This window comes from Enterobacter cloacae complex sp. ECC445, from assembly GCF_021892025.1.
In the GTDB taxonomy this organism is placed as follows: Bacteria; Pseudomonadota; Gammaproteobacteria; order Enterobacterales; family Enterobacteriaceae; genus Enterobacter; species Enterobacter chengduensis.
Window position 1 is genome coordinate 192,431 of record NZ_JAKLRZ010000002.1, and the last position, 11,899, is coordinate 204,329.

General features: G+C 56.7%; 9 protein-coding genes. 8 read left to right on the forward strand and 1 reads right to left on the reverse strand.

The genetic code is table 11. The features are described 5' to 3' along the window. Positions 1–16 precede the first annotated feature (16 nt). From citF to L6R44_RS02345, 6 genes are all read left to right on the forward strand, one after another. Positions 17–1,537 carry a citrate lyase subunit alpha gene (citF, locus tag L6R44_RS02320; protein ID WP_237423101.1) on the forward strand — a complete coding sequence of 507 codons (1,521 nt, stop codon included), beginning with the start codon at positions 17–19 and terminating at the stop codon, positions 1,535–1,537. 5 nt (positions 1,538–1,542) lie between these two features. Beyond that, on the forward strand, positions 1,543–2,082 hold the full coding sequence (citX, locus tag L6R44_RS02325; RefSeq protein WP_237423102.1) for a citrate lyase holo-[acyl-carrier protein] synthase: 540 nt from the start codon (positions 1,543–1,545) through the stop codon (positions 2,080–2,082). Next, positions 2,057–2,932 carry a triphosphoribosyl-dephospho-CoA synthase CitG gene (gene citG, locus L6R44_RS02330; RefSeq protein ID WP_237423103.1) on the forward strand — a complete coding sequence of 292 codons (876 nt, stop codon included), beginning with the start codon at positions 2,057–2,059 and terminating at the stop codon, positions 2,930–2,932. Before citX ends, citG begins: the two co-directional genes overlap by 26 nt. Before the next feature lie 27 nt (positions 2,933–2,959). Continuing rightward, positions 2,960–3,508 (forward strand): RBBP9/YdeN family alpha/beta hydrolase, encoded by a 549-nt coding sequence (locus L6R44_RS02335; protein WP_237423104.1) that lies wholly within the window; start codon positions 2,960–2,962, stop codon positions 3,506–3,508. A 17-nt stretch (positions 3,509–3,525) separates the two neighbouring features. Continuing rightward, on the forward strand, positions 3,526–6,120 hold the full coding sequence (locus L6R44_RS02340; RefSeq protein WP_237423105.1) for a bifunctional aconitate hydratase 2/2-methylisocitrate dehydratase: 2,595 nt from the start codon (positions 3,526–3,528) through the stop codon (positions 6,118–6,120). A gap of 96 nt (positions 6,121–6,216) precedes the next feature. Next, entirely contained in the window at positions 6,217–7,656 is a 1,440-nt protein-coding gene (locus tag L6R44_RS02345) for an anion permease (RefSeq protein WP_237423106.1), read from the forward strand. Positions 7,657–7,713: 57 nt separating this feature from the next. On the opposite strand, the gene L6R44_RS02350 is transcribed toward L6R44_RS02345, so the two are convergent. Continuing rightward, positions 7,714–8,307 (reverse strand): TetR family transcriptional regulator, encoded by a 594-nt coding sequence (locus tag L6R44_RS02350; RefSeq protein ID WP_237423107.1) that lies wholly within the window; start codon positions 8,305–8,307, stop codon positions 7,714–7,716. Between the two features lie 116 nt (positions 8,308–8,423). On the opposite strand from L6R44_RS02350, the gene L6R44_RS02355 reads away from it, so the two are divergent. Together L6R44_RS02355 and L6R44_RS02360 are read left to right on the forward strand one after the other, a co-directional pair. Beyond that, positions 8,424–9,911, forward strand: coding sequence for an MFS transporter (locus L6R44_RS02355; protein ID WP_237423108.1), 1,488 nt, complete (start codon positions 8,424–8,426; stop codon positions 9,909–9,911). Between the two features lie 77 nt (positions 9,912–9,988). Beyond that, complete coding sequence (locus tag L6R44_RS02360) at positions 9,989–11,872, forward strand: potassium transporter Kup (RefSeq protein ID WP_237423109.1); 1,884 nt, start codon at positions 9,989–9,991, stop codon at positions 11,870–11,872. Positions 11,873–11,899: the final 27 nt, after the last annotated feature.

The window sequence follows — 11,899 nt, forward strand, 5'->3', positions numbered from 1 at the left end:
AGCGACAGGATGAACAATGAAAAACCTAACTGAAACCCTGCATCACATTCCTGGCTCTCGCCGTGAATACGTCGCCTTCAGCGGCGCTAACGCGACGACGCCTTATCTTGCTGACAGCCAGCAAAAGTCACAGCGCAAACTGTTTGCCAGCGTGGACGAGGTGCTGGCCCGCTGCGATCTGCATGACGGCATGACCGTGTCTTTCCATCACGCCTTCCGCGAAGGGGATAAGGTCATCAATTACGTAATGGACAAACTGGCTCAGCGCGGCCTGAAAGGCATCACGCTCGCGTCCAGCTCATTAATGTCCTGCAATACGCCGCTTATAGATCACATACGCAATGGCGTGATCGGCAAAATCTACACCTCCGGGATGCGTGGCGAACTGGCAGATGCGATTTCGCACGGGCTGATGGACGAGCCGGTACAAATCCACTCCCACGGCGGGCGGGTAAATTTGATTCAGAAGGGCGAAATCGCCATTGATGTCGCGTTTCTGGCTGTTTCGTGCAGCGACGAATATGGCAATGCCAGCGGCAACGGCGGCACATCGCAGTGCGGCTCTCTCGGCTATGCGATGGTCGACGCAAAATATGCCAGAAAGGTGGTTTTGCTTACCGAAACCCTGAAGCCGTTCCCCAACCTGCCGGCCAGTATTATTCAGGATCAGGTTGACTATGTGGTGCAGATTGAGAGCGTCGGTGACCCGGCAAAAATCAGCGTAGGTGCCGCCAGGGTCACCAGCAATCCGCGCGAGCTGATGATTGCCCGCTCTGCTGCCGACGTTATCGAACACTCCGGCTATTTCCGCAACGGCTTTTCGATTCAGACCGGTTCAGGGGCGGCGTCAACCGCCTGTACACGGTTTATGGAAATCCGGATGCGCAAACACAATATCGTTGCTCGCTTCGCGCTCGGTGGGATCACCGGCAGCATTGTCGATCTGCATCAGAAAGGGTTAATCGAGAAGATCCTCGATACGCAAAGCTTTGACGGCACGGCGGCAGCTTCTATGGCGGTCAATCCCGAACACGTGGAAATTTCCACCAACGTCTATGCGAACCCGGCTGCAAAAGCTGCCTGCTGCGACAGGGTGGACGTGGTCATCCTCAGCGCGCTGGAGGTGGACACCCAGTTCAACGTCAATGTCCTGACCGGTTCCGACGGTGTGATGCGCGGTGCGTCGGGCGGACACTGCGACGTCGCCGCGGCGGCCAATCTCACCATCGTGGTTGCCCCGCTGATCCGCAGCCGCATTCCTACCGTCGTCAGACAGGTCACGACTCTGGTGACGCCGGGCGAAAGTATTGACGTTTTGGTTACCGATCACGGTATTGCCGTGAACCCGGCGCGCCCGGAAATTCGCGAACGCCTGATTAACGCCGGGCTGACCGTCGTAGACATCGACGCTCTGTATCAAAAGGCGCTGCTCATCTCGGGTGAACCCAAGCCTGTCGAGTTCACTGACCGGATCGTCGGCGTGGTGCGTTACCGCGACGGGAGCGTGATAGACGTGGTTCGCCAGGTGAAGGAGTAATCCTCATGACGGATAAAGCCTCGAATGTGAAAGTCACTCTGGAACAGGTGTTGAGCGCCAGAGAACAGCGAGCCCGTCGCCAGCAGGCGTGGCTGTTTCAGTCCGAACATACGGTTGTATCCGTCACGCTGGTCTGGCCGGGGGAGGTGAAGGATACCGACCTGACCAGACGGGTGATGGCCGTCGCGAATCAGGCCCTCGGCGAGGTATTCCGCATGCATCAGTGGACGGTCTGTCGGCATCAGATTCTGCAGCCGGTCACGGGGCCAGAAGCGCTCTGGTCGGTGTCGGCACCCGCGTGGATGATAAAACACGTCACGGCGCATCTGGAAGATAACCATCCTCTGGGACGCCTGTGGGATATCGACGTGTTTTGTCCGAAGACGGGACTGTTGAAAAGAAACGCCATCCAGCAGCCGATGCGCCGATGCTTTATCTGTCATGAACCGGCCCATGTTTGCTCGCGTGCGCGGCATCATTCGCAGGCCGAACTCACGCGCGTAATCGAGGCGTTAACCGATGACTACTTCGCTTGCCAGATGTAATGCGCCAGAGGTTCAGCGCACCTTCGCTGAGCTGGCTACCGAGGCCATGTATCGGGAAATTCGCTTAACCCCGAAGCCGGGTCTGGTGGATCGTGTAAACAGCGGGGCGCATCACGACATGGATTTTGCGCTTTTCATAACGAGTATCGCGGCGATTGCGCCCTGGTTCTCGACGTTCTTTAACGTTGGCAGAGAGACGGCTCATCTTACTGGCCCGCAAACGCTACGGGCCATAAGACCGACCGGTCTGGCCTGCGAGCAGGCGATGTTTGACGCCACTGGCGGGGTGAATACCCATAAAGGCGGGATCTTCTCTCTGGGGCTGCTGTGTGCCGCGGCGGGACGTCTGTCGCAAAGGGATGAAACGCTTACGCAGCGCAGCTTATGCCGCGAGACCCGCATTATCTGTACCGGCATCGTTGAACAGGAGCTGAAAACGACCGGTATCGCCAGAACGAAGGGCGAGCAGCAGTTCCAGACATACGGGTTTACCGGGGCGAGAGGGGAAGCGGCCAGCGGTTTTATCACCGTTCGCCAGGCGGGTCTCCCGCACCTGCGCACCGCGTCAGGTCAGGGCGAATCCGAAGACGTAGCGCTCTTGAGAATGCTGCTGGGTTTGATGGCGGCGAATCCGGATACCAATCTGGTTTCCCGAGGCGGAATTGAAGGGCTGAATTATGCCAGACGTTATTCAAGGCGGTTATTAAAAATAAAACGTCTCACGGCGGATAAATTAGTTATCGCGCTGCTCAGAATGGACGCGGAATTTATCAAACGCAATTTAAGCCCCGGCGGTAGCGCCGATCTTATTTCCGTTGGCTGGTTATTGTCGCAATTTCCACCCGACTAATCGCGAATAGCGTAACAGGAAAACGTCATGATTGAACAACGCCTGCAACAGCTCAGTAAGGGTTATACCCTTGTTCTGGTCCCGGGTCTCAGAGACAGCGATGAACATCACTGGCAAAGCTGCTGGGGTCGGCGTTTTCCCTTCTGGAAACGGATCCAGCAGAAAAACTGGTTTGAGCCCGATATCGAAAACTGGGTCTCCGCCATTACCCGCGAGCTGGCAATGTGCCCGCTGCCCGCCGTCCTCGTCGGCCACAGCTTTGGCGCGTTGGCATCATGTCGGCTGCTGCAAACGCGGCGGGTAAACGTCGCCGGGGTGGTGATGGTCGCACCGGCTGAACCCGCTTTTTTCGGCCTCGAAGAGGCCATTCAGCCAACGCCATTACCCGTCCCCTGCATGATATTTGCCAGCCGAAACGATCCTCTGATGCCTTTTGCTCGCGCTCACTACTGGGCAACGTGCTGGCGCGGCCATCTCATCGATATCGGTGAGGCCGGACATATTAATTCTGAGTCCGGTTTTGGCGAATGGCCTTACGGACTCGAACGATTAACCGAATTTTGTGAACAACTTTAGCTTTAACAGGAGAACCTATGTTAGATGATTATCATCAGCACCAGAAAGCGCGCGCTGAATCGGGTATTCCGGCGAAACCGTTAACAGCGGAACAAACCGATGCACTTATTTATCGTTTAATAAATGATGCGCCCGCGCATCATCCGCTATTAATCAATTTATTAACCCACTGGGTCCCGCCGGGCGTCGATCCTGCGGCAAAGCTAAAAGCCGATTTTTTATTCAAGGTGGCATTGCAGGAATACCGTGTTAACGGGCTTTCTCCTGAAGCGGCTACGACGCTGCTGGGGTCCATGCAGGGGGGCTATAACGTCCAGCCGCTGATTGAGCTCCTTGACCATCCGAACCTGGCACCGCTGGCCGCTGAGCAACTCTCTTCTACCATCCTGATCTTTGAAAAATTCAGCCAGGTGGAAGCCAAAGCGAAGAGAGGCAACGTCCGGGCAAAAGAGGTGCTTCACTCCTGGGCAAATGCCGAGTGGTTCACGCGCCGCCCGGCCATGCCTGAAAAAATTACCCTGAAGGTGTTTAAGGTTCCCGGTGAGACCAATACCGACGATTTGTCTCCGGCACCGGAGGCGTGGTCACGTCCTGATATTCCGCTGCACGCACTCTCCATGCTCAGTAACGTCAGGGAAGGGGTAGCACCTGATGAACCCGGCGTACGTGGCCCTTTGCGCCAGCTGGCAGAACTCAAAGCGTCGGGCTGGCCGCTGGTGTACGTCGGTGACGTTGTGGGGACAGGATCCTCACGTAAATCCGCCACCAACTCCATCCTGTGGCACATCGGGAACGATATTCCGTACGTGCCGAATAAACGTAACGGCGGGTTTGTGTTTGGCGGCAAAATCGCGCCCATTTTCTTCAACACGCTGGAAGATTCCGGTGCGCTGCCAATAGAGATGGATGTCTCCGCGCTGACGACCGGGATGCTGATCGATCTTTACCCGTACAAGGGCGAAATTCGTGAGACAGAAAGCCAGCGGCTGGTGACGACCTTTACCCTTAAAACCGAAGTGCTGCTTGACGAAGTACGCGCCGGCGGGCGGATCCCGTTGATTATCGGACGCAGCCTGACCGCGAAAGCGCGGGAATCGCTGAAGCTTGGGCCTTCCGCGGTATTCCGCACGCCCGCTTTGCCTGCGCCATCCGAAACCGGCTTTACGCTGGCACAGAAAATGGTGGGGAAAGCCTGCGGCGTGGCGGGGATCCGTCCCGGGCAGTATTGCGAGCCGAAGATCGCGACCGTGGGATCGCAGGATACCACCGGCGGGATGACGCGCGACGAGCTGACCGACCTGGCCTGCCTCACGTTTTCAGCCGACCTGGTGATGCAGTCTTTCTGCCACACCTCTGCCTACCCTAAGCCGGTAGATGTGCAACTGCATGAAACCCTGCCGCAGTTTATCACCCGCCGGAATGGGGTGGCGCTCAAGCCGGGTGACGGCATTATCCACTCGTGGCTTAACCGCATGCTGCTGCCGGATACGGTAGGCACGGGTGCCGACTCCCATACCCGCTTCCCGCTGGGGATCTCCTTCCCGGGCGGTTCCGGGCTGGTTGCGTTCGCAGCGGCCACCGGCATCATGCCGCTGGATATGCCTGAGTCGGTGCTGGTGCGCTTCAAGGGCGAGATGCAGAAAGGGATCACCCTGCGCGACCTGGTGCATGCCATTCCGCTCTACGCCAGAAAGCAGGGGCTGTTGACGGTCGAGAAAAAGAATAAGCGTAACGTTTTCTCGGGCCGGATCCTCGAGATTGAAGGCCTGGAAACGTTAAGCGCAGAGCAGGCGTTTGAACTGGCTGACGCCTCCGCCGAACGCTCAGCTGCCGCGTGCGTTATGCGCCTTGCGGAAGAGAATGTCGCGCAATATCTGCGTTCCAATGCGGCCTTGCTGCGCTGGATGGTTAAGCAAGGGTATGAGAATGCCGCCACGCTTGAGCGCCGCATTGCTGAAATTGAGGCGTGGCTGGCTAACCCGTCACTGCTCTGCGCCGATCCTGACGCGGAATATGCGGCAGTCATTGAGATCGATCTCAATGAAATCACCGAGCCGGTGGTCTGTGCCCCGGACGATCCGGACGATGCCCGGTTACTTTCGGAGGTTGCCAGCACCCCTATTGAAGAGGTCTTCATTGGCTCCTGCATGACAAACATCGGTCATTTCCGCGCTGCGGGGAAAATCATGGCCGGTGCCAGCGAAAACCAGGCGCGTTTGTGGCTCGCACCGCCGACAAAAATGGATGCCCAACAGCTCTCCCGCGAAGGCTATTTTAATCAGTTTATTAAATCGGGGGCGAGAATCGAGCCTGCGGGCTGTTCCCTGTGTATGGGGAACCAGGCGAGGGTGCGTGAGGGGAGCAACGTAGTATCGACGTCCACTCGAAATTTCCCGCATCGTCTGGGAACAAATGCGAAAGTCTTCCTTGCCTCAGCTGAATTAAGCACCGTCGCTGCCATACTGGGTAAAATGCCAACCGTGGAAGACTATTTTAGCTATACGGATAAACTTCACGATGCGCATGAAAATATCTATCGCTATCTCAGTTTTGATACCCTGCCCGAATATCAATTCAAAGAGAGTGATAATATCGATATTGTTAGTGTGTGATTTTTAGTTATTCATTTGGCAAATGTATTTAATCGGTGGAGGCCTCTTTCTGGTGCGGCCTCTGCTATTCAGGGACCCTTTTCTCATGGGTGAGATATGCTTAAATCCAATGTTTTAAAAACAATCTTACTTGCCGTAATAATATTACTATCAATATTTATTCCTCCGCCTGATGGATTAACCAAAGAGGCGTGGATACTGGCAGGCATATATCTGTCTGCTATCGTTGGGCTGGTCATTAAACCGTATCCCGAACCCGTCATTATGCTGGTCGCGGTGGCATTAACCTGTTTTACCGTAACAAAATTCCCGGATTCTCCTGTCAAATCAATGGATGTCCTGAGCGGATACGCCTCAGGTACAACCTGGCTGGTGTTTAGCGCCTTTACGCTTAGCGCGGCGTTTGTTACTACTGGTCTGGGGAAACGCCTTGCCTACTGGTTTATCCTCAAGTTTGGCAGCACGACGCTGAGGCTGGGGTATGTGACCGCCTTGCTGGATTTGGTGCTGGCACCGGCGACACCCTCAAATACCGCGCGGGCAGGTGGCGTGGTTTTCCCTATTATTAACAGCATCGCGACGGTATTAGGCTCAACGCCAAAAGAGACGCCGTGCAAGGCTGGCCGTTATTTAATGGTCAATGTCTATATGGTGACTAAAACGACCAGCTATATGTTTTTAACGGGCTTTGCCGGAAACGCGTTAGCGCTACAGCTAATTTCCGATATCTTCCATGTTCATATTAGCTGGATAGGCTGGATGCTGGCGGGAGCTCCGCTGGGGTTATTGATGCTGTGTATTATTCCCTATATTTGCTATCGCGTTGCATCTCCTGAAATTAAAAAAATTGATAATGTCGCTATTGCTACCAACGGCTTGCAAAGTCTCGGGGCAATGAGCCTCAAAGAGAAGGGCCTGGTCGTTATTTTTATCGCTGCCTTATTGGGCTGGATCTTTTCTCGTCAGCTTGGGCTCAATGAATCCGCCGTCGCCATTATCGCAATGGGCGCGGCGCTGCTGTTTAATATTATCGGCTGGAGCGATGTGCAGAAAAACAAAGGCGGCTGGAATACCCTGATGTGGTACGGGGGCATCATCGGTCTGAGCGCCACGCTGAGCAAGGAGGGATTTTTCCGCTGGCTGGCTGATTTCCTGTCAGCGCACCTCAATTTTCTCAGCGCGGGGAATATGACCATCGTTATTATCGTGTTTCTCAGCGTGCTGGTTCGTTATTTCTTTGCCTCAGGTGGGGCGTACGTCGCGGCGATGGTGCCGGTCTTTGCCACCGTGGGGCTGGTTACCGGAACGGCACCCGTTCTGCTTGCTCTCGCCATTCTTTTTTCCAACTCCTATGGGGGTTGCATCACGCATTATGGCGGCGCAGCGGGACCGATTATCTTTGCTGCCGGGTACAACGACATCAAGTCATGGTGGACTATCGGTACGCTCGTGGCGTTGTGCACGTTTTTAATCCACATGTTCCTCGGCATTCCCTGGTGGGGCTTCCTGATGCAGCACGGCATGCTGCAGTCTTAACGGATGAGGAGATGGTGAAACGCAGGCCGGGTAAGGCGTCGCCGCCACCCGGCAACATCACTGCTCAGCCGGGGTAGTAAACAACTCGAGCGTAATTAATGTATCGAGATGCCTGTTAAACGCGGCCTCGTCCATTTCGGGCATGTTTAAGATATACATCCCGTCAAGACCACACACCAGACCAATCAAGCGCCAGGCAATATTTTCTGCCCGATCGCCCGGATGCAATGCCCCGGCCTTCGTTCCCGCTTTGATTAGCGCCACCGTTTCCTGATGCCACATCTCCATAGTCATCACATAGGCGCCCTTGATGTCGGCATCACGGCTGGCAAGGATCTGGGCTTCACGCCACAGGCGAATATAGGGCTCAAACCTCCCGTCATCGCTGCCGAGCATGGCATGAAGCTGCTCCCGCCAACCGGCCTGTTTACCCGCGACATCTGCATCCAGCAGCTCGCGAATCAACCGTACGAAGGCCAGCGATTTTAGCTCCCCGCCGGACGTAAAGTGATGATGCACCTGTCCGGTGGCGACTCCGGCTTCAGCCGCAACGCGGCGTACCGTCATTGCCGCCAGTCCTTCTGCCAGCGCCACGCGCATGGCTGCCTGTAAGATGGCTTCCCGCCGTTCATCCTTGCTCAGATATCGCATGTTTACTCACTCTCAATGGGAATGAAACGAGTGTAACAAAAAGCTGGACACTCGTTCAACTTTACGTAGGATCGCATCCTGGACATGTGTCCATGTTTAAAATGAAAAGGAAATTTATGTTTCGTCAGTGGTTAGCGTTAGTGATTATCGTGCTGGTCTATATCCCGGTGGCGATCGACGCGACGGTGCTGCACGTGGCGGCACCGACATTGAGCATGACGCTGGGCGCCAGCGGCAATGAATTGCTGTGGATCATCGATATCTATTCGCTGGTGATGGCGGGAATGGTGCTGCCGATGGGCGCGCTGGGCGACCGTATCGGTTTTAAACGATTGCTCATGATTGGCAGCACGCTGTTTGGCCTGTCGTCGCTGTCGGCAGCGTTTGCGCCATCAGCCGGGTGGCTGATTGCGGCGCGCGCCTCGCTGGCAATCGGTGCAGCAATGATTATTCCAGCCACGCTGGCCGGGATCCGCACGCTCTTTACCGACGCGCGGGATCGTAATATCGCGCTGGGCGTTTGGGCTGCGGTGGGGTCCGGCGGGGCGGCGTTTGGCCCGCTGATTGGCGGTATGCTGCTCGAGCATTTTTACTGGGGCTCGGTGTTTTTGATCAACGTGCCGATTGTGCTGGTGGTGGTGTCGCTGGCCGCGCGCTTCGTGCCGCCTCAGCAGGGGCGTCCGGAGCAGCCGCTGAATATCAGCCATGCCGTGATGCTGATTGTGGCGGTTTTACTGCTGGTCTACAGCGCGAAAACCGCCCTGAAGGGCACCCTGTCACCGTGGATCGTCGCGTCCGCGCTGGTTACCGGCTCGATGTTGCTGTTCATTTTCGTGCGTATTCAGCTTCGCGCTCGCGTACCGATGATCGACATGCGTCTGTTCTGCCATCGCATCATCCTGAGCGGCGTGGTCATGGCGATGACCGCCATGATTGCCCTGGTCGGCTTTGAGCTCCTGATGGCCCAGGAGCTGCAGTTTGTTCATGGCTTTACGCCGTTTGAAGCGGGCATGTTCATGCTGCCGGTGATGGTCGCCAGCGGGTTCAGTGGCCCGATCGCGGGCGTGCTGGTCGGGCGTTTAGGATTACGCATCGTTGCGGCAGGCGGAATGGGGCTCAGTGCCGTGAGCTTTATCGGCCTGTCGATGCTCGACTTCAGCACGCAGCAGTGGCAGGCGTGGGGGCTAATGGTGCTGCTCGGCTTCAGCGCCGCCAGCGCGCTGCTGGCCTCGACCTCGGCCATTATGGCGGCCGCGCCGAAAGAGAAAGCCGCCGCCGCAGGCGCAATTGAAACCATGTCCTATGAGCTTGGGGCCGGGCTGGGGATCGCCATCTTTGGTCTGCTGTTGACCCGCAGCTTCTCGGCGTCGATTGACCTGCCGCGGGGGCTGGATGCCTCGCTCGTCGATAAAGCTTCGTCATCCATCGGTGAGGCGATGAAGGTGGCGCAGGATCTCACGCCGACCCTGGCGGAACCGGTGATAGAGGCGGCGAAAAGCGCGTTTATCACCTCACACAGCGTGGCGCTGGGCAGTGCGGGGGGAATGCTGCTGTTGCTGGCGGTGGGGATCTGGTTCAGCCTGGCGAAGGTCAATCCGCAGTAAAACAGGGCGCGCGGTTGGCGCGGGTGGGGCAGATGCGCTATGTTTTTTATAGGATTATCTGACTCTTGCTGGAAAATATGAGCCCTCGCCACAGCAGTGAAGCGTCCCAACCGCTCTCCCGGTTAACCCTGCTTGCAGGAGGGGCGCTTGGCGTCGTTTTTGGTGATATTGGCACCAGCCCGCTTTATACCTTCCGGACGGTGCTTTCGCTCTCTGAGCATGACTCGACGCCCGGCGTCATACTCGGCCTGCTCTCCCTGATAACCTGGACACTCATCCTGGTGACGTCCATAAAATATGCCGCCTTTGCCATGCGAATTGATAACCATGGCGAAGGGGGCATCATGGCCCTGATGTCGCTTCTGGTGGAAAAGGGCAAAGGCGGACGCTGGGTCATTTTTGCCGCCCTGATTGGCGCCGCGCTGATATACGGTGACGGCGCAATAACCCCGGCCATCTCCGTCCTGTCTGCCCTCGAAGGGCTGGAAATGGTGTTCCCGGCGTCCCAGCCGTACATACTACCCCTGACGGTCGCGGTTCTGCTGGCGCTGTTTCTTATCCAACCTTTTGGTACCGCCCGTATAGGGAAAATATTTGGCCCGGTGATGGCGGTGTGGTTTTTGGCGATTGCAGCTCTTGGCGTGCGGGGGATCGTGCAACACCCCTCGGTACTGCTGGCCCTCAATCCCGCGTATGGCATCGCGTTTCTGTTTTCGAACGGGTACACCAGCTTCCTGGTCCTGGGCGGCGTGTTTCTCTGCGTGACGGGTGCCGAAGCCCTGTATGCCGACATGGGGCATTTTGGTAAAAAGCCCATCTGGCTTGCCTGGTACGGCGTCGTCTTTCCTTCGCTGCTGCTCAACTACGCCGGTCAGTCAGCGTTGATTCTGGCAGGTGCCGACAGCAAACAGAATCTTTTCTATACGCTGTGTCCGCCTGCGCTGCAGGTTCCGCTCATCATTCTTGCCGCGCTGGCGACAATCATCGCCAGCCAGGCGATTATTACCGGCGCTTTTTCGATGACGCGCCAGGCCATTCAGCTTGGCTGGTTGCCCCGGTTACGCATCAAACAGACGGCGGCAGAAAGCTACGGCCAGATTTACATCGGGATAATAAACTGGCTGCTGATGGGGGTGACCATCGGGCTGGTGGTGTTCTTTAAATCCTCCGACAAGCTTGCCGCGGCGTACGGCATCGCCGTGTCATTAACCATGCTGATGACCACGGGCCTTCTGTTTGTCGCTATGCGGGAAGTGTGGCGCTGGAGCCTGGTCAGCAGCGCGGTCATTGCCTTCTGTTTCCTGGTGATTGATGCCACCTTCCTGTTTGCCAATCTGATTAAGGTGCTGGAAGGCGGCTATATTCCGCTGCTGATGGCCGCCGCTGTTTGCACGGTGATGCTGATCTGGCACCGGGGCGTTAAGGCGGTATCGGCATCGGTGGGCGAGATGGGCGTCAGCGTGGATGCCTTCTTTGCCCAGCTTCAGCAAAAGACGGTGCCCAGAGTGGCGGGCTCCGCCATCTTTTTGACCCGAACCCAGAACAATATCCCGCCGGTCATGCGCTGGCACGTCGCGCGCAACCGGGCGCTACAGCAGGACGTGTTGTCGCTGACCATTGATATTCTCAACGTGCCCTACGTGGGGGAAGAACAACGTATAAGAGTGGAGCAGCGCGCACCGGGCTACTGGCACGGCGTGGCGCAGTATGGCTTTATGGAACACCCGGACATCCCGCGGTTGCTGCAGGGCGTCAGCGAGGTCAACGCAATTTTTGCCACGGATGACGCCACCTGGTATGTCGGGCATGAAACCATTGTGGCAGGTGAAGGTGAGGCGGGCATGGCGGCCTGGCAGCGGCACATCTTTGCTTTTATGAAGCGCAACTGCACGCACGTCATCAACCACTATCACCTTCCCAGCGATCGCGTCGTCGAAATCAGCCGACGCGTTGCCGTGTAGATTCAGGCGAAAGCAGAGATCTTCTGC